Source organism: Streptomyces azureus, assembly GCF_001270025.1.
Taxonomy (GTDB): domain Bacteria; phylum Actinomycetota; class Actinomycetes; order Streptomycetales; family Streptomycetaceae; genus Streptomyces; species Streptomyces azureus.
On sequence record NZ_DF968213.1, the window covers coordinates 40,598 to 58,242 of the forward strand.

The 17,645-nt window shown below is 71.1% G+C and carries 17 protein-coding genes and 1 pseudogene; 8 read left to right on the forward strand and 10 right to left on the reverse strand.

The window, feature by feature from the left end:
• Positions 1–11 precede the first annotated feature (11 nt).
• Complete coding sequence (locus AOQ53_RS05330) at positions 12–503, reverse strand: GNAT family N-acetyltransferase (RefSeq protein WP_099054531.1); 492 nt, start codon at positions 501–503, stop codon at positions 12–14.
• Positions 504–669: 166 nt separating this feature from the next.
• On the opposite strand from AOQ53_RS05330, the gene AOQ53_RS05335 reads away from it, so the two are divergent.
• Positions 670–1,386, forward strand: a complete 717-nt coding sequence (locus tag AOQ53_RS05335) for a hypothetical protein (RefSeq protein WP_059415401.1) — start codon at positions 670–672, stop codon at positions 1,384–1,386.
• A gap of 5 nt (positions 1,387–1,391) precedes the next feature.
• Entirely contained in the window at positions 1,392–1,940 is a 549-nt protein-coding gene (locus tag AOQ53_RS05340) for a hypothetical protein (RefSeq protein WP_059415403.1), read from the forward strand.
• 10 nt (positions 1,941–1,950) lie between these two features.
• On the opposite strand, the gene AOQ53_RS05345 is transcribed toward AOQ53_RS05340, so the two are convergent.
• Positions 1,951–2,358 (reverse strand): DnaJ family domain-containing protein, encoded by a 408-nt coding sequence (locus AOQ53_RS05345; protein ID WP_059415405.1) that lies wholly within the window; start codon positions 2,356–2,358, stop codon positions 1,951–1,953.
• An 88-nt stretch (positions 2,359–2,446) separates the two neighbouring features.
• Here AOQ53_RS05345 and AOQ53_RS05350 point away from each other — a divergent pair, with 88 nt between their 5' ends.
• Entirely contained in the window at positions 2,447–2,839 is a 393-nt protein-coding gene (locus tag AOQ53_RS05350) for an FHA domain-containing protein (RefSeq protein WP_059415407.1), read from the forward strand.
• Between the two features lie 66 nt (positions 2,840–2,905).
• On the opposite strand, the gene AOQ53_RS05355 is transcribed toward AOQ53_RS05350, so the two are convergent.
• The gene (locus AOQ53_RS05355; protein ID WP_059415409.1) at positions 2,906–3,577 is read right to left on the reverse strand and encodes an O-methyltransferase; all 672 of its coding nucleotides are present in this window, start codon (positions 3,575–3,577) and stop codon (positions 2,906–2,908) included.
• A 103-nt stretch (positions 3,578–3,680) separates the two neighbouring features.
• The gene (proP, locus tag AOQ53_RS05360; protein ID WP_059415410.1) at positions 3,681–5,054 is read right to left on the reverse strand and encodes a glycine betaine/L-proline transporter ProP; all 1,374 of its coding nucleotides are present in this window, start codon (positions 5,052–5,054) and stop codon (positions 3,681–3,683) included.
• Positions 5,055–5,364: 310 nt separating this feature from the next.
• On the opposite strand from proP, the gene AOQ53_RS05365 reads away from it, so the two are divergent.
• Positions 5,365–7,413 (forward strand): bifunctional glycosyltransferase 87/phosphatase PAP2 family protein, encoded by a 2,049-nt coding sequence (locus tag AOQ53_RS05365; protein WP_059415412.1) that lies wholly within the window; start codon positions 5,365–5,367, stop codon positions 7,411–7,413.
• A 68-nt stretch (positions 7,414–7,481) separates the two neighbouring features.
• On the opposite strand, the gene AOQ53_RS05370 is transcribed toward AOQ53_RS05365, so the two are convergent.
• The gene (locus AOQ53_RS05370; RefSeq protein WP_059415413.1) at positions 7,482–8,453 is read right to left on the reverse strand and encodes a helix-turn-helix transcriptional regulator; all 972 of its coding nucleotides are present in this window, start codon (positions 8,451–8,453) and stop codon (positions 7,482–7,484) included.
• Between the two features lie 61 nt (positions 8,454–8,514).
• Here AOQ53_RS05370 and AOQ53_RS05375 point away from each other — a divergent pair, with 61 nt between their 5' ends.
• Entirely contained in the window at positions 8,515–9,996 is a 1,482-nt protein-coding gene (locus AOQ53_RS05375; protein WP_059415429.1) for an MFS transporter, read from the forward strand.
• A gap of 54 nt (positions 9,997–10,050) precedes the next feature.
• Here the strand turns inward: AOQ53_RS05375 and AOQ53_RS40410 are convergent.
• A pseudogene (locus AOQ53_RS40410) lies at positions 10,051–10,404 on the reverse strand (ATP-binding protein); the annotation flags it as partial.
• Between the two features lie 121 nt (positions 10,405–10,525).
• On the opposite strand from AOQ53_RS40410, the gene AOQ53_RS05380 reads away from it, so the two are divergent.
• Together AOQ53_RS05380 and AOQ53_RS05385 are read left to right on the forward strand one after the other, a co-directional pair.
• On the forward strand, positions 10,526–11,353 hold the full coding sequence (locus AOQ53_RS05380; protein WP_059415415.1) for a helix-turn-helix domain-containing protein: 828 nt from the start codon (positions 10,526–10,528) through the stop codon (positions 11,351–11,353).
• Complete coding sequence (locus AOQ53_RS05385; RefSeq protein WP_059415417.1) at positions 11,334–11,522, forward strand: DUF397 domain-containing protein; 189 nt, start codon at positions 11,334–11,336, stop codon at positions 11,520–11,522. The genes AOQ53_RS05380 and AOQ53_RS05385 overlap by 20 nt, the downstream gene beginning before the upstream one ends.
• On the opposite strand, the gene AOQ53_RS05390 is transcribed toward AOQ53_RS05385, so the two are convergent.
• On the reverse strand, positions 11,506–12,675 hold the full coding sequence (locus AOQ53_RS05390; protein ID WP_059415418.1) for a steroid 3-ketoacyl-CoA thiolase: 1,170 nt from the start codon (positions 12,673–12,675) through the stop codon (positions 11,506–11,508). The two genes, AOQ53_RS05385 and AOQ53_RS05390, sit on opposite strands and share 17 nt — an antisense overlap.
• A 216-nt stretch (positions 12,676–12,891) precedes the next feature.
• Here AOQ53_RS05390 and AOQ53_RS05395 point away from each other — a divergent pair, with 216 nt between their 5' ends.
• Positions 12,892–14,127, forward strand: a complete 1,236-nt coding sequence (locus AOQ53_RS05395; protein WP_059415420.1) for a cytochrome P450 — start codon at positions 12,892–12,894, stop codon at positions 14,125–14,127.
• Positions 14,128–14,157: 30 nt separating this feature from the next.
• Here AOQ53_RS05395 and AOQ53_RS05400 read toward each other — a convergent pair whose 3' ends face one another.
• From AOQ53_RS05400 to AOQ53_RS05410, 3 genes are all read right to left on the reverse strand, one after another.
• Positions 14,158–14,982 carry an ECF transporter S component gene (locus AOQ53_RS05400; RefSeq protein ID WP_059415421.1) on the reverse strand — a complete coding sequence of 275 codons (825 nt, stop codon included), beginning with the start codon at positions 14,980–14,982 and terminating at the stop codon, positions 14,158–14,160.
• The gene (locus tag AOQ53_RS05405; protein ID WP_059415423.1) at positions 14,979–16,631 is read right to left on the reverse strand and encodes an ABC transporter ATP-binding protein; all 1,653 of its coding nucleotides are present in this window, start codon (positions 16,629–16,631) and stop codon (positions 14,979–14,981) included. The genes AOQ53_RS05400 and AOQ53_RS05405 overlap by 4 nt, the downstream gene beginning before the upstream one ends.
• The coding region (locus tag AOQ53_RS05410; RefSeq protein WP_059415424.1) for a CbiQ family ECF transporter T component at positions 16,628–17,645 on the reverse strand (1,018 nt) is incomplete at its 5' end. The genes AOQ53_RS05405 and AOQ53_RS05410, both read right to left, overlap by 4 nt.

Consider the following 17,645-nt stretch of genomic DNA (forward strand, 5'->3'; position numbering starts at 1 on the left):
CGGCCGGGCGGTCAGGTGAGGGGCTTGGCGAACCAGTGCTCGGCGTACGGGTCGCCGTTGTACGGCTCGGTCTCCGTGTAGCCGAGCCGGGCGTAGAGGGCGCGGGCCTCGACGAGGTCGCCTCGGGTGTCGAGGACGATCCGGTCGGCGCCGAGCGCGCGGGCGGCGTTCTCGGCGGCCCCGACCAGGAGCGCGGCGCCGCCCTTGCCGCGCATCGACTCGTGCAGGAAGACCCGCTTGAGCTCGGCGGTCGTGCCGTCCAGCAACCGTACGCCCGCGGTGCCGGCCGGCTCACCGCCGTACCGGGCGACCAGCAACTGCCCGCGCGGCGGAGCGAGTTCCGCACCCGGCTGGTTGGCGATCTCCCGCTCCAGCTCGTCCGGGTCGGTCCGGCGCCCCTCGTGCAGCAGGTACCAGCGGTCGCTGACCTCGGTGTAGTACGCCCGCCACAGGGCGGCGGCGACGGGGGAGTCGTACGGTTCCGGGGCCACGGTCCAGGTCATGACCGGCATTCTCGGCGGGTGCCCCACCAGGGCCGCAACCGAATAACCCGTGGTGTGCGCGCCCGGGGGCGGCCCGGTCGCCGTTTGGGGGCCTGCTTCCGGGCTACCCGGTCGGCGAACCGGCTCGTGAGGAGAGCCGGTTGGGCCGAGAACCCGGAAGGCATTCATGTCCACTGGCCTGATCATTGCTCTGATCGTGATCGCGGCGGCCGTCGTCATCATCGCGGCCGTCATGACCCTGCGCGCCCGAGGGGCTCGGCGCGGCCCGAGCCTGAAGCGGCGCTTCGGACCCGAGTACGACCTGGCCGTCGCCCGCCACGACGGCGACGCCAAGGCCGCCGAACGCGAGCTCGCCGAGCGCGTGGAGCGCCACGGTGACCTGCGCGAACGAGCACTGGAACCGGCACAGCGCGAGCAGTACGAGGCGCGCTGGACGGCCGCCCAGGAGCGGTTCGTCGACTCGCCGCGGGAGGCGGTCGCCGAGGCGGACCGGCTGCTCGCGGAGCTCGCCGGTGCCCGGGGCTTCCCGGACGGCGGGCAGTACGAGGAACAGCTCGCCGCGCTGTCCGTGCACCACGCCCACCACGTGGACGGCTACCGGCGCGTCCACCGCGCGGCGCACCTGCGCGCGGACGACGCCCGCGACGGCGGCACCGGTACGGAAGACATGCGTGAGGCCATGGTGGCGGCCCGCGCCCTGTTCGAGGAGCTGGTACGGCCGGCCCGCCACGACGGCGGAGGCCACGCCGCCGGTCCGCACCTGGGCGGACGCCATGAGGGCGGACGGCACAAGGCCGGGCTGAACGGCGGCCGCAAGGCTCCGGCCACCCGCGGCGGACACATGCCGTGGGCGCTCCACCGACGTCAGGCGAAGGAGAGTTGAGATCGATGTCCAACATGACCCCACCGCCCGGCGACGCCACCTTCGGCGCCCGCGGCTCCGCCGGCCCCGACACCCGTAGCTCTGTCGGCCCCGACGCCCGAGGCGAGAGCGCCCCGGGCACCGGCCACGGCACGACGCCGCACGGTATCGACGGCCCGACGGACCGCGCCACCGGAAAAGGGACCGCTGAAACCTCCCGGACCCCCGGGACCCCAGGGACCGCAGGGACCGCAGGAACCCCTGGCACCCCCGGAGCACACGGCACGCACCTGCTCCCCCACGACGAGTCCGACAAACTCGTCTCCCAGTTGCACCACGCCGTCACCGAGTTCGTCGACGCCCCCCGGGCCGCCGTCGAGGAGGCCGACCAGGTGCTGGAGGAGATCGCGGCCCGGTTCACCGAGGCCGTGACGCAGCGCCGCCGCACCCTGCGCCACTCCTGGCAGTCCGTGGAGGGCGGAGAGGGCAAGCCCGTGTCGAGCGGCGACACCGAGCAGCTCCGTCTGGCCCTGAAGGACTACAGGGAGCTGGCGGAACGGCTGCTGCACGTGTGAGCGGCCCCGTTCATCGATCCGCCCGGCGCTCCCGCCACTGCCGTACGACGTCCTCGACGTCGTACGGCTTCTTGCCCAGCGGGGGCCCGGGCGGCGGCTTGAACATCATGTCGCGGATCTTGTCGTTGATCTCGCCGATGATCTTCCTGACGGCCTGCTCGGAAGGAGCCGCGTACGCGGCCAGCAGCGCGTCCTCCGCCTCTTTGCGCAACGCCAGCGTCGGCGGCAGGACCGAGATGCCCTCACGGGCCATCTTCCGCTTGACCCACCACAGTTCGTCGTAGGCGGCGTCCACATCGGCCGGCAGCGGTTTGCCCGCCCCCGGCAACCGCTCGAACTCGCCGCGTGTCTCCGCGTCACGGATCTGCTTGTCGACCCAGGACTCGAAGTCGACGCCGGGTGGCTTTCGCTCGGTCATGAGCCCATTGTGCCGGACACCGCGCAGCCGGGCGTTCTATCATGCGGCGGGCTTGCAGGCCCGCCAGGACGTCTCAGGAGGAGCGCACGTGCTCGAACTCACCATGGCCGCCGTGTCCGCGGCGGAGGAGGGTGCCACGGCCGGCATGCTCATGGCCGACGCGCCCAGCGAGGCGGGTGCCGTGCTGCGGGTGGGCCGCGACAAGTCGGTGTGCCGGCTCTCCACACCGGACGACTGGCTGTTCGTCTCCCGCGTCCACCTGGAGTTCCTGTGCGGGTCCGACGGGAACTGGCAGCTGACCTGGCTGCGCGGCTCCCAGCCCGACCCGTCCTCCGAAGTCCGGCTCACGGTCGGGGAGTACGCACAGCCCCTCGCCTACGGCGGCACCGTTCCGCTGCCCAGGGGCGGCAGCGGCGAGGTCATCGTCCAGGACCGCACCGCCCCGCGCAGCGTCAACGTGGGCTTCTACCACGAGGTGTGACGGCCAAGGCCTGAGCCGAGCGACAGGCCCAGGGACCCGAGCGACAGACCCCGGGGCTCACACGGCTCACGCCAGTACCCGTGCCAGCGCGAACCCGTCGTACCCCTTCATGCCGACCGTCTGGATCGCCGTACCGCTCAACCGTGGATGGCTGCCGATCAGTTCGATCGCTGCGCGGATGCCCGTCACGTCCGGGGCCGTGCTCGCCGCGTCGGTCACGCGGCCGCCGCGCACGACGTTGTCGAGGACGATCAGACTGCCCGTGCTGGTGAGCTTCAGGGCCCACTCCACGTAGTGCGGGTTGTTGGCCTTGTCGGCGTCGATGAACACCAGGTCGAAGGGGGGCGGGTTCTCGTCGGCCAGCTTGGGCAGCGACTCCAGGGCCGGGCCCACCCGGACCTCGACGAGCTTGTCCAGGCCGGCGCGCGCGATGTTGCGGACGGCGACCTCGGCGTGCTTGGGGTCGTACTCCAGGGAGACCAGCCGCCCGTCGGCGGGCAGGGCGCGGCCCAGCCAGATGGTGCTGTAGCCGCCGAGCGTGCCGATCTCCAGGATGTGGCGGGCGCCCTGGATCTGGGCCAGGATCTGGAGGAGCTTGCCCTGGTTGCCCGCGACGTTGATGTGCGGAAGCCCGGCGGCGTCGCTGTCGCGCAGGGCTGCCGCCAGGGCTTCGTCGTCCGGGGCGAGGCGGTCGGTGAAGTAGGCGTCGACCTCGTCCCAGACGTGCGATTCGCTCATGCACCTCTACCTTTCGTGGGCATAGTTAGCATCCCTAACTAGTGGCGGTGACGAAGATACGTGGTGCACCGGTTCGCTGTCAGCGGGATTTCGCCCGCGTGTCTCAGCCGGCCACCGAGGGTGCCGAACCCGGCAGCGGGCGCCCCGCCGACTCGGCCATGCGCCACACCGCGAAACCGCCGACGACGGCCGCGGCCATCATGTAGTACGCGGGCATCATCATGTTCCCGGTCGCGCCGATCAGGGCCGTGACCACCAGCGGCGTCGTGCCGCCGAACAGGGACACGGAGACGTTGAAGCCGATGGACAGGGATCCGTAGCGGACCTTCGTCGGGAACAGCGCCGGGAGCGCCGAGGGCATGGCCGCCGTGAAGCAGACCAGCAGCAGGCCCAGCGCGCCCATACCGAGCGCGACGGCCAGCAGGCTGCCCTCGCGGATCAGCAGCAGTGCGGGGACGGACAGCAGCAGGAAGCCCGCGCAGCCGGTGGCGATCACCGGGCGGCGGCCGATCCGGTCGGTCAGCGCGCCGGCGAACGGCTGGACGATCATCATCAGGGCCATCACGCCGAGGACGACGAGCAGGCCGTGCGTCTCGTCGTAGTGGAGCTCACCGGTCAGGTAGCTCGGCATGTACGACAGCAGCATGTAGTCGGTGACGTTGAAGACCAGCACCAGGCCGACGCAGAGCAGCAGCGCGCGCCACTGGCCGGTGATCATCTCGCGCAGCGGCACCTTGGGGCGGTTGGTCTCGGCCTTCTCGGCCTCGGCCGCGAACGCCGGGGTCTCCTCCAGGCGCAGCCGCAGGTAGAGGCCGATGATGCCCATCGGGCCCGCGATCAGGAACGGGATGCGCCAGCCCCAGGAGGTCAGGTCGTCGGCGGAGAGCAGGGCGGTCATCAGCGTGACCAGGCCCGCGCCGCAGATGTAGCCGCCGAGCGTGCCGAACTCCAGCCAGCTGCCGAGGAAGCCGCGCCGCTTGTCGGGGGCGTACTCGGCGATGAAGGTCGAGGCACCGGCGTACTCGCCGCCGGTGGAGAAGCCCTGCACGAGGCGGGCCACGAGGAGCAGGACCGGCGCGCCGACACCGATCGTCGCGTACGACGGGATCAGGCCGATCGCGAAGGTGCCCGCCGCCATCATGATCATGGTGAGCGCGAGGACCTTCTGGCGGCCGACGCGGTCGCCGAGCGGGCCGAAGACCATGCCGCCGAGGGGACGGACCAGGAAGGCCGCGGCGAAGGCGCCGAACGTGGAGAGCAACTGCGCGGTGGCGTTGCCCGAGGGGAAGAAGACCTTGCCCAGCGTGACCGCGATGTAGCTGTAGACACCGAAGTCGAACCATTCCATCGCGTTGCCCAGCGCGGCCGCCTTCACGGCGCGCTTGACGAGCGCGGGGTCGGTGACGGTGGTGTCGGGGGTTTTCGCTGCGCGGCTCTTCAGGCCGGACGCGGGAGCGACGACTGAGACAGTCGACAAGGCTCGCTCGCCTACCTTTCGACGGGGACAGGGACGCGGTCCGCGCGGCGGCGCTGTCGTACGGGCCGAAAAGCGACGATAGGCGGATAAAGGCCGCTTACGGGCGGTACGCCTGTCGTTGCAGGGTGCATCTAAACACCGGCTATGCAGGTACGTATGCCCGGCTGGGAGCGGTTCCCACGCGATCTTCATGTGATCCTTCTCGCGCCCATGAGAGGCAACCGCGCGCGCTCCGCACTATCGTCATCCGGATAAAAGGGACAAAAGGAGGGCGGGCGTCAGGGGTGCACGGGGCGGGAGGCCGACGGGCGTGACGGACGCGGAACGCAGCGGACGACCGACGGAAGCCTTCGGAGCGACAGCCGTCGGCGGGACCCACGCACGCCTGCGTATGGCCTGCCTCGGACTGTGGCTGATCGTCGCGGCCCTCGCCGCACGGCAGGTCGCCGTCGTCCTCGGCAGCCCACGCGGGGAACGGCTGACGGACCTGGAGACCTGGGTCGGGCCGAACGGCGTGCTGCACGTCACCGGATCGCTCTACGACTCCACCCGCTTCACCGGCACCCCCTTCGGCGGGCTCGTCCTCAAGCCCCTCACCCGTGCGGCCGAACAGGCCCTCGGCTGGGGCTGGACCTTCGGCACACTGCTGCTGGTCGCCGCCCTCGGCCTGATCGCCGCCCGAGCCCTGCCCCATCCCATCGGCCGCCGCACGGCCCTGCTGGCCGCCCCCGTCGCCATCGGCCTGCTCATGCTGTCTCTGCCGGTCCGCAACACCCTGTGGCTCGGTCAGACCAGCATCATCCCGGTCCTGCTCGTCCTGCTGGGCTGCTTCGCCGCCCACGGCCAGCGGACCAGCGGCCTGCTCATCGGCGTCGCGGCCGCGCTCCAGCCCACGCTGCTGCTCTTCACGCCCCTGCTGTGGTTCACCGGCCGCAGACACGCCGCGCTCTCCACCGGCGTCACCTTCGCCGCCTGCACCGTGCTCGCCTGGGCCGTGATGCCGCACGACTCCCACACCTACTGGGTCCACCACATGGCCGGCGTCGGCCTCGGCGGCCGGGCCGACGACCTCGGCAACCAGTCCCTGCATGGCGCCCTGCTGCGGTTCGGCCTGAACGGCCCCCTGGAGGTCGCGCTCCTCCTGACGCTCGGCGCGGGCGTCGCCGTCCTGGCCCTGCGCCGCGCCGTGCGCTACTTCGACGACGGCCAGCTCCTCCTCGCCGTCGCGATCACCGGCTGCGCCGCGATCGTCGTCTCGCCCACGGCCTGGCAGCACCAGCTGCTGTGGGTGCTGCTCGCGGTCGTCGGCCGGGCCGGCAGACGCGCCTCCGACCGCTACGTCTGGCCGGTCGCCGTCGTCCTGGTCATGACCCTGCCGGCCAGGACGATGCTGCCGGACATGCCGTCGCTGGACCCGCTGCGCACCAACCTCGTCCTGCTCGCCGCCCTCGCCGCCGCCACGGCCGTGCCGTTCCTCTCCCGCACCTCCCCGCACTACCAGTCGCCGCTACCGACCGAGTACGCCCCCACCGCCCCGCCCCGCTTCCGGCACATCCCGCTCGTGCCCTTCCTGCGCCGGGTCCTCACCAGGCCGAACCTCCTCCTGGAGCTGCTCCTCCTCCGGGTCACCTACGCCGCCTACTCCCAGGTCCGGCTCGCCGCCACCGGGGGCAGCATCTCGGCCGGCCGGGCCGAGGCCGAGGAGAACGGCCGGCAGGTCCTCGGCCTGGAACGCGCCCTGCACATCGACATCGAGCACTGGGCCAACCACACCGTCGTCAGGATCGACTGGTTGCGGAACTTCTTCGACTTCTACTACGGGTCGTTCCACTTCGCCGCCCCGCTGACGGTCCTCGCCGTCCTGTACTGGCGCCGCCCCGCCGACTACCGCTGGGCCCGTTCCGCCCTGGGTCTCGCCACCCTGCTCGCCCTGGTCGGCTTCTGGCTCTACCCGCTGGCCCCGCCCCGGCTGATGCCGACGCTCGGCTTCGTCGACACCGTCCACGGCGTCCAGGACTTCTCCCAGCCCGACTACGGCACGCTCACCGCCCTGACCAACCAGTACGCGGCGATGCCGTCCCTGCACTTCGGCTGGTCGCTGTGGTGCGGCGTCGTGATCGCCGTGCTGGCGCGCCGCTGGTGGATCAAGGCCCTGGGGCTGCTGCACCCGCTGTTCACCGGGTCCGCGATCGTCGTGACGGCTAACCACTGGGTGCTGGACGCGGTGGGCGGGGCCGTCGCCGTCGGGGTGGGCTTCGGGCTGGTGTACGTGCTGACGGGGCCGCGGTCTGCGGTCGCGCGGGACGCCGTGACCGCGGCGCAAGAGAAGGCCGACAGTTCCGTCAGTGCCGGTCCATGACCTCGCGCACCCTGGGACCAGTCAGCAGGCGCTGACCGCACTCCGGTGAGCGGCTGGACGGCGTGAACTCACGTAGAGCGCCTGAGTCCTTCGTCGACGCGGGTGTGCAAGGAGCGCAGCGCCTGTCTCAGTTCTGCCGGTTCGATGCTCGTGAGGTCGGCGTCGAACGTAAGGAGCAGTCCTGCCACCCCTGCCCATGACCACGCACCGAGCGTGAGCCGGCAGTTGGAGTCCGTGACGTGCTCGACCGTCGATCCGCCGGGCGCGAACCGGGCGACGACGGGCGCAGGCAGCGCGACGAGTGCCGACCCGCGGCACGGCCATTCCGCCGGGGTGTCGCCGCGGTCGTACGTGCTCATGACGAATACGACCGGGTCGCCGTGCGGGACGTCGCGGCGGTCGAAGGTTCTCCCCGTGGGCATGCGTGGTTCGAGGCGGTCGATTCGCATCGCGCGCCATCGGTCCGCGTCCGGCTGGAACGCGACGAGGTACCACCGTGCCGCCCACACCACGAGGTCGTGCGGTTCCAGCGTGAGTGTCGTGGGTTCGTCCTCGCCCGCGTAGTCCACGCGAACGATGTGCTGCCGGTTGATCGCGCCACCGATGACTCGGACGATCTCAGCGTCGATGGGCGCTGCGGGGAACTCCCAGTAGTTGCGCGCCGCGGAGACGGTGAATGCTTCGGCGTGGACACGGCTGCGGGCGGGCATCGCCTGCTGCAGCGTGGCGAGAGCGCGGGCCGAGTTCTCGCGGATGCCGGACAGGACCGCGGGGACGGTCTGGAGCGCGACGGCCGCCGCGACAGCCTGGTCCTCGTCGAAGACGACCGGCGGCAACCGGGTGGCGCGGCCGAGCCGGTAACCGCCGCCCGCACCGCGCACGGCCTCGATCTCATATCCGAGTTCTCTGAGCATGTCGATGTCGCGTCGCACGGTCCGCACCGACGTCCCGAGCCTGGTGGCGAGTTCTTCGGCGGTCAGGGTCGCACCGATCCCGAAGATCGACAGCAGCTTGAGCGTCCGCGCGGAGGTGGCGGCCATGCCTCATCCCCTCACCGAAAGCGGTCACTCCGTGGCAACTATAGCTGTCATGGTCATCGGCATGACCGCTTCACAGATCCCTCAAGAGGACACGCGTGCACCCGCGGCTGCCTCGGTACCCATCTCCGGCGCGGGCGCGAGCGCAGCGCTCCTGGTGGTGCTCTTCGGTTCCTTCATGGACCTTCTCGACGCGACGATCGTCACCGTCGCGGCCCCGGCGGTGGCCCAGGACCTGGGGGCCGGCGACGCCGAGATCCAGTGGATGATCGCCTCCTACGTCCTCGCCCTGGGCGCGGGCCTGGTCACCGGCGGACGGCTCGGCGACCAGTACGGCCGCAAGCGCCTGTTCATGATCGGGCTGGCCGGGTTCATGCTCACCTCCGCGCTCTGCGCCCTGGCCGCCGATCCGGGAATGCTCATCGGCATGCGAGCCGCGCAGGGGCTGACCGCAGGGGTCATGGTCCCGCAGGTGTTCGGGATCATCCGGGCATCGTTCGCTCCGGGCGAGCGTGCCAAGGCGTTCGGCGCCTACGGGGCGGTGCAGGGCCTCGCGTCGGTCGCCGGCCCACTGCTGGGCGGGCTGCTCGTCGACGGGGACGTGTTCGGTCTGGGATGGCGCACGATCTTCTGGATCAACGTGCCGGTCTCGATCCTGGCACTGATCATCGGCGCGAAGGTGCTGCCGGAGTCCCGCTCCGCCTCGACCGCGCGGCCGGACCTCCTGGGCGCGCTGCTCGCGGCCTCGGGCATCCTGCTTCTGCTCCTGCCGATCATCCAGACCGAGACCTGGGGATGGACATGGGCAAGTTACGCCCTCCTCGCCGCCGGAATCGCCGTGCTGGCGATCTTCCTCACTTACGAGCGTCGCCTCGCCGGACGCGGGGACGAACCCGTCTTCGATCCCGCTCTGCTCGGCATCCGCGCCTTCGCGATCGGCCTGAGCGCGTCCGTGCTCTTCTTCGGCGGACTCGGGTCGTACTTCCTCACCCTCTCGGTCTACCTCCAGAACGGCACCGACCGCACCGCCTTGGAGACCGGCCTGGTGATCCTGCCTTACGCGCTCGGCTCGATCATCACTTCAGGACTCGGGGTCGCTTTCGCTGCCAAGGCCGGGAGGGCACTGCTCGTCACCGGCTCGCTCACCATCGCGGCATCCCAGCTCGTCCTGTGGGCGGTCATCAGGGACGGCAACGATCCCGGTTACTGGCACCTTGCCCTGGCCCTGTTCGTCGGCGGCCTCGGGCTCGGTCTCGCTGCCCCCATACTCGTCAACGTGGTCCTCGCCGGCGTCCCCGGACGCAATGCGGGCGCCGCGGGGGGCGTGCTCTCCACCGTCAACCAGATCGGCGGCGCCATCGGCATCGCCGTTCTCGGTACGGTCTTCTTCACCGCCGTCACCGGATCGGCGACCGGCGCACCGGGACCGGCCGACTACGGTCACGCGCTCAGCATCGTTCTCGTCGTCTCCGCGGTGGTCTACGTCGTGGCGGCACTCGTGATGCTCGCGCTCCCGAAGACCGCGGCCGAGCACGTCGGCCAGTGAACCCGAGCGGGGGAGAACCGCACCCCTTGGCGGGCGTGTAGGGGCTTCGCTCTCGCATTCGAACCACACGGTCTTTCCGCCCCCGCGCCACGGCGACACACCCCACTTGCCGACCATCGCGTCGAGCAGAAGGAGTCCACGGCCGTTCTCTGAGTCCGCGTCCAATGAGGCCGGTGTGCAGGGGAGTCGGTCGCTACCGTCCGACACCTCCACCCGCACGCCGGTCGGCTGCCGCAGCAACAGCAGCGCGCAGCGGCGGTCCGGGACGTGCTGTACGACGTTCGCGAGCAGCTCGGTCACGCCCAGCTCGATGGCGTCCGACAGCTCGGGCATGCGCCACTCCTCGAGGAAGGAGCGGACGATACGGCGGACGTGGCGGGGCGCGTGTTCACCGACGGTGAGGCGCATCGTGTACTGGGCGGGAATGTATTCGTTCACGGGACGAGACTGACGTGCCGTGACTACTCTGGGCTACGGAACGGATACAACCCGTCCCGTGGTGGACGGAGTTGCGTGAGAGGGGCTCTGTGTGACCAACATCAACGCCCTTGACCCGGGTGCTTCTCCGCTCGATTACTACGGCTTCGAGCTGCGGCGGCGCAGGGAGGCGGCGGGCCTGACGCTGAAGCAGCTCGGGGGAATCCTCAACTACACCGGCTCGCTGGTGGGCCAGATCGAGACAGCACGGAAGGTTCCGACGCCGGAGTTCAGTGAGCGGGCGGATGCGGCGCTGGGCACGGACGGCTTGTTCTCCCGGCTGGTCGAACTGGTGCTGCGGAGTCGGCTTCCGGCATGGTTTCAGCAGGTGGCCGAGCTGGAGATGCGGGCAACCGAGGTCTGCTCCTTCCAGACGCACATGGTCCTCGGGCTGCTTCAGACCCAGGGATACGCGCAGGCCGTGCTCGGCGCCCTTGACCGGAGCGACCTCGAAGACCGCACGGCAGTCCGCCTGGCTCGTCAACGCGTCTTCGAGAAGGGGGATGCGCCCGTCTTCTGGGCTGTCCTCAGCGAAGCCGCGCTGTGCTTGGAGATCGGTGGCCCGGAAGTCATGCGGGAGCAACTGGCCCATCTGTTGTCGTTCGAGGACAACCTCCGGGTCAACATCCAGGTGCTGCCGCTTTCCGTCGGGGCTCACGCGGGACTGACAGGCTCATTCGACCTCTACCACTTTGCGAGCGACCCGACCATCGTCTACACGGAGAGCTACGGCAGCGAGCATCCGACAGCGAATCCGGACACCGTCAAGGACTGCTCGCTCCGTTACGATCATCTTCGGGCTGCCGCGCTCTCCCTCAAGGACTCGGCGGAGCTCATCCGGCGCGTAGTGGAGGATCGCTATGGAGATGCAGTGGCGTAAGTCGACGTACAGCAGTGACCAGGGCGGCCAGTGCCTCGAAGTCGCCGAAATTCCGCACACCACCGTTGCCATACGCGACTCCAAGACCCCGGCGGGACCGATCCTCACCCTCGACCCCGCCACGTTCACCACCTTCATCGACTGGACGACGACTACAACCGCTGAATGATCGTGCCGGTGGCCAAACCGCCCCCCGCACACATCGTGATCAGCGCGAACTCCTTGTCCGCGCGCTCCAGTTCATGAAGTGCCGTCGTGATGAGCCGGGCCCCGGTGGCTCCCACCGGGTGCCCGAGCGCGATCGCGCCACCGTTCACGTTCACCTTCTCCAGGTCCTGCTCGAAGACCTGCGCCCAGCTCAGTACGACCGACGCGAACGCCTCGTTGATCTCCACCAGGTCGATGTCCTTCAGGGACATCCCGGCCTTGCCCAGCACGGCCTTGGTCGCGTCGATCGGGCCGTCGAGGTGGAAGTGGGGGTCGGCGCCCACCAGGGCCTGGGCCACGATCCGGGCCCGGGGCCGCAGCTTCAGGGCGCGAGCCATCCTCTTCGACGCCCACATGATCGCCGCCGCCCCGTCGGAGATCTGCGACGAGTTGCCGGCCGTATGAACCGCCGTCGGCATGATCGGCTTCAGCGCGGCCAGCGCCTCCGCCGTCGTGTCGCGCAGGCCCTCGTCCTTGTCCACCAGGCGCCACATGCCCTGCCCGGCGTGCTGCTCCTCCTCCGTCGTCGGCACCTGGACCGCGAACGTCTCTCGTTTGAAGCGCTCCTCCGCCCAGGCGAGGGCGGCCCGCTCCTGGGAGGCGAGGCCCAGGGCGTCGACGTTCTCCCGGGTCAGGCCACGGTGGCGGGCGATGCGCTCGGCCGCCTCGAACTGGTTCGGCAGGTCGACGTTCCACTCGTCCGGGAACGGCTTGCCCGGCCCGTGCTTCGAGCCCGACCCGAGCGGCACCCGGGACATCGACTCCACGCCGCAGGAGATGCCGACGTCGATCACGCCCGTGGCGACCATGTTGGCCAGCATGTGGGAGGCCTGCTGCGAGGACCCGCACTGCGCGTCGACGGTCGTCGCTGCCGTCTCGTAGGGGAGCCCCATCGTGAGCCAGGCCGTGCGCGCGGGGTTCATGGACTGCTCGCCGGCGTGGGTGACCGTACCGCCGACGATCTGCTCGACGCAGTCGGCCGGGATGCCGGTGCGGCCGAGGAGTTCGCGGTACGTCTCGCCCAGGAGGTAGGCGGGGTGCAGGTTGGCGAGCGCGCCGCCGCGCTTGCCGATGGGGGTGCGTACGGCTTCGACGATCACGGGTTCGGCAGCCATGGGTGCGGGTCCTCTCCGGGAGGCTACGCGGAACTAGTACGCGTTCTAGTTCTGCCAGCAGTGTGCTGAGGACTGCTCGCCGACCGCAAGAGTCGTGCGGGTAATTGAGAGGCCCGCGCCCCTTGCTACTTGTAGAACTCGTTACTACCGTCACCGCAACTCCGCACAGCTGATGGGCCGTCAGAATCAGAGTCGGTACGAGTGGTGGGAGCCGCCATGTCCTGTCCCGCGCTGCCCGAGGGGTTCGACTTCACCGACCCGGACCTGCTGCACAGCCGCGTGCCCCTGCCGGAGTTCGCCGAGCTGCGCCGGGTGGAGCCGGTCTGCTGGGTGCCGCAGCCGGCAGGTCTCGCCGGTTTCCAGGACGAGGGGTACTGGGCGGTCACCCGGCACGCCGACGTCAAGTTCGTCTCCACGCACCCGGAGTTGTTCTCGTCGTACCTCAACACGGCGATCATCCGCTTCAACGAGCACATCGAGCGCGACGCCATCGACGCGCAGCGGTTCATCCTGCTGAACATGGACCCGCCGGAGCACACGCGGGTGCGGCAGATCGTGCAGCGCGGGTTCACGCCCCGGGCGATCCGCGCCCTGGAGGAGCGCCTGCGCAACCGGGCCCACTCCATCGTCGAGGCGGCCCGCACGCACACCGGCCCCTTCGACTTCGTCACCCAGGTCGCCTGCGAACTGCCCCTCCAGGCGATAGCCGAGCTGATGGGCGTGCCGCAGGAGGACCGGGACAAGATCTTCGACTGGTCCAACAAGATGATCGCCTACGACGATCCCGAGTACGCCATCACCGAGGAGGTCGGCGCCGAGTCGGCCACGGAGATCATCGCCTACGCGATGAACATGGCCGCCGACCGCAAGCAGTGCCCCGCCCACGACATCGTCACGCAGTTGGTGGCGGCGGAGGACCAGGGCAACCTCAACTCCGACGAGTTCGGCTTCTTCGTGCTGATGCTGGCCGTCGCCGGCAACGAGACCACCCGCAACGCCATCACCCACGGCATGCACGCCTTCCTCACCCACCCCGAGCAGTGGGAGCTGTACAAGAGGGAGCGGCCATCGACGACGGCGGAGGAGATCGTGCGGTGGGCGACCCCGGTCGCCGCCTTCCAGCGCACCGCCACCCAGGACACCGAGCTGGGCGGCAAGCTGATCCGCAAGGGCGACCGGGTCGGCCTCTTCTACGCCTCCGCCAACCACGACCCCGAGGTCTTCGACGAGGCGGACGACTTCGACATCACCCGCGATCCCAACCCCCACCTCGGGTTCGGCGGCGGCGGCCCCCACTACTGCCTGGGCAAGTCCCTCGCCGTGCTGGAGATCGACCTCATCTTCAACGCCGTCGCCGACGCCATGCCGGGTCTGCGACTGGTCGAGGATCCGCGCCGGTTGCGGTCAGCGTGGATCAACGGAGTGAAGGAACTCCGGGTGAGTACCGGCTGACGTACCGGGCCGGGCAGGGATGTGGGGGCTTCACGTCCGGGGCGCGTCGAACGTGACCGGCGTCTCGAAGGCAGCCCGGCGGGTGGCGCGGCGCAGCGCCCGGAGGACCGCGGGGCCGAGCGTGAGCGTCAGTACGACCGTGACGATCGCCCGGCCCAGGTCCCAGCCCAGCGAGGTGGCCAGGCAGTATGCGAGGAAACGGGCCAGGTTGGCGGCGACCGCCGCGTGCGGGTCGAAGGCGACGTTGGAGGCGAGGGCGCTCATGAAGGGCCAGCCGGCCAGGTTCATGACCGTGCCGTAGGCGAAGGCGGCGAGGAAGCCGTAGGCCGCGAGCATCACGAGCTCCGCCCGGCCGCGCAGCCGGTCCGGGCCCGGCAGCAGACCCGCGCCCATCGCGAACCAGCCCATCGCCAGCATCTGGAACGGCAGCCAGGGGCCGACCCCGCCGGTGAGCAGCGCGGACGCGAACATCGTCACCGAGCCGAGGACGAACCCGAACCCCGGGCCGAGGACCCGCCCGCTCAGCACCATCAGGAAGAACATCGGCTCGATCCCGGCGGTACCGGCGCCGATCGGCCGCAGGGCCGCCCCCGTGGCGGCCAGCACGCCGAGCATCGCGACCGCCTTCGGGCCGAGACCGGACTCCGAGATCGCCGCGGCCACCACCGCCACGAGCAGCACCAGCAGGCCCGCGAAGAGCCAGGGCGCGTCCTGCGCGTGAGCGCTGAGCCGCGAGGTGGGCGGGGTCAGGAACGGCCAGCCGAAGGCGACGACGCCCACGGCGCTGACGAGGGCGAGGGCGGCGAGGGAACGGGGACCCAGACGGACGGCCCGGGCTTGGCGCTGGGTGGTCATGAGCCGGCCTCGGGGTGCAGGGCCGCGCGGACCTGGGAGACCGTGAGCCAGTGCTGCGGGGCCAGGATCTTGGTGACCTGCGGGGCGAAGGAGGGGGAGGAGACCACGACGTCCGCCGTCGGGCCGTCGGCGATCACCTCGCCGTCGGCGAGCAGCACCACCCGGTGGGCGATCTCGGCGGCCAGCTCCACGTCGTGCGTGGCCAGCACGATGGCGTGCCCCTTGGCGGCGAGGGTTCGGAGCACCGCGACCAGGCGGGCCTTCGCCGCGTAGTCCAGGCCGCGGGTCGGCTCGTCCAGCAGGAGCAGCGGGGGCCGGGCGGTCAGTACGACGGCCAGGGCGAGGGCGAGTCGCTGGCCCTCCGAGAGGTCCCGGGGGTGGGTGTCGTCGCTGACACCGGGGAGCAGTTCGGTGACCAGGGCACGGCAGGTGCCGGGTTCCGCGCCCGCGTCCTGGTCGGCCGCCGCGCACTCGGCGGCGACGGTGTCGGCGTAGAGCAGGTCGCGGGGTTCCTGCGGGACCAGGCCGACTTTGCGGACGAGGTCCTTCGGGGCGGTGCGGTGGGGTACGGCTTCGCCGAGCCGGACGGTTCCCGAGCTGGGGGTGACCAAGCCGACCAGGGAGTTGAGCAGGGTGGACTTTCCTGCGCCGTTGCGGCCCATGAGGGCGATGGTCTCGCCGGGGGTGATGGTGAGGTCGATGCCGCGGAGGGCTTGGATGCGGGCTCGGGTGACCGAGAGGGCTTGTACTTCGGCTGTGCGGCTTGCGGGGGGCTGGTCGCGCCCACGCGGCGGTAGCCGCACATCGATGACAGCCCCGCGCCCCCGGGGGGCGTTGTCGAGCCGTTCGCGTAGAGCCGCTGCCCGCCTGCGCGCGTCACGGACCGTCAGCGGAAGGGGATGCCAACCCGCCAGTCGGCCCAGGGCCACCACCGGCGGGTACACCGGGGACACGGCCATCACCTCGGCCGGGGCGCCCAGGACCGGGGGTGCGCCCGGGCCGGGGAGGAGTACGACCTGGTCGGCGTACTGGATGACGCGTTCCAGGCGGTGTTCGGCCATGAGGACCGTCGTGCCGAGGTCGTGCACGAGCCGCTGGAGGACGGCCAGGACCTCCTCGGCGGCGGCCGGGTCGAGCGCGGAGGTCGGCTCGTCCAGGACGAGGACGCTCGGGTGCGGGGTGAGGACCGAGCCGATCGCGACGCGCTGCTGCTGGCCGCCGGAGAGCGTGGCGATCGGACGGTGGCGCAGGCCGGCCAGGCCGAGCAGGTCGAGCGTCTCCTCGACGCGGCGCCGCATCACGTCCGGGGCGAGGCCCAGCGACTCCATGCCGTAGGCGAGTTCGTCCTCGACGGTGTCGGTGACGAAGTGGGAGAGCGGGTCCTGGCCCACCGTGCCGACCACGTCGGCGAGTTCGCGCGGCTTGTGGGTGCGGGTGTCGCGGCCGGCGACCGTGACCCTGCCGCGCAGGGTGCCGCCGGTGAAGTGCGGGACGAGCCCGCTGACCGCGCCCAGGACGGTGGACTTGCCGACACCGGACGGGCCGGCCAGGAGGACCAGTTCACCTTCCGGGACCTCGAAGTCGATGCCCCGCACGGTGGGTTCGGCGGCACCGTCGTACGTCACGGACACATCCTCGAAGCGGATCACGACGGCTCCTTGGGATCGGGGGCGACGAACGCGGGCAGCAGGCCGAGGAGGACCGCCGCCGCGGGCCAGAGGGGGAGTGCGGGGGCCACGAGCGGCACCACGCCGGGGTGCAGGGCCGCGGGGTTCCGGGCGGCGGCGAGCGTGAGGAGCGTTGCGACCGCCACACCGGAGGCGACGACCAGCCAGGCGCGCACGTCCCAGCGGTCGGGGCGGTACCGGGTGCGCGGCGACCGCCGTCCGCCGAGCCGGAGACCCGCGAGGGCGGCGGCGAGGCCGGTGAGGAGCACCGGGATGCCGTAGGCGGCGCCTTCGGCGGTGAGCAGACCGTACGTTCCGGCGCACACGCCGAGCAGACCGCCGAGGGTGAGGGCGGCGGTGGTGCGGCGGACGGCGGCGGGGACCTGGGCGGTACGGCCGTAGCCGCGGGCGTCCATCGCGGCGGCGAGCGACACCGAGCGCTCCAGCGCGCTCTCAAGGACCGGCAGGCCCACGTGCAGCAGCCCCCGGACACCCTTGTCCGGGCGGCCGCGCAGGCGGCGGGCGGCGCGGAGGCGCTGGACGTCGGCGATGAGGTGGGGCGCGAAGGTGAGGGCTACGACGACCGCGACGCCCATCTCGTACAGGGCGCCGGGGAGGGACTTGAGCAGGCGGGAGGGGTTCGCGAGGGCGTTCGCGGCGCCGACGCAGATGAGCAGGGTGGCCAGTTTCAGGCCGTCGTACAGGGCGAAGGTGAGGGCCTCGGCGGTGACCTCGCCGCCGAGGCGGATGCCCTGGGCCCAGGCGGGGAGGCCGACTTCGGGGAGGGTGAGGAGGGTGTGCGTGCCGGGGATGGGGGAGCCGAGGATCGTGGCGAAGAGCAGGCGGATGAGCAGGACGGCGAGGGCGAGTTTGACGAATGCGCCGTAGGAGCGGGACCAGGGGGTGTGGGGGCGGCGGGTGGCCACGACGTAGGCGGAGACCGTGATGAGGAGGGTGAGGAGGAGGGGGTTGGTGGTGCGGGTGGCTGCGGTGCCG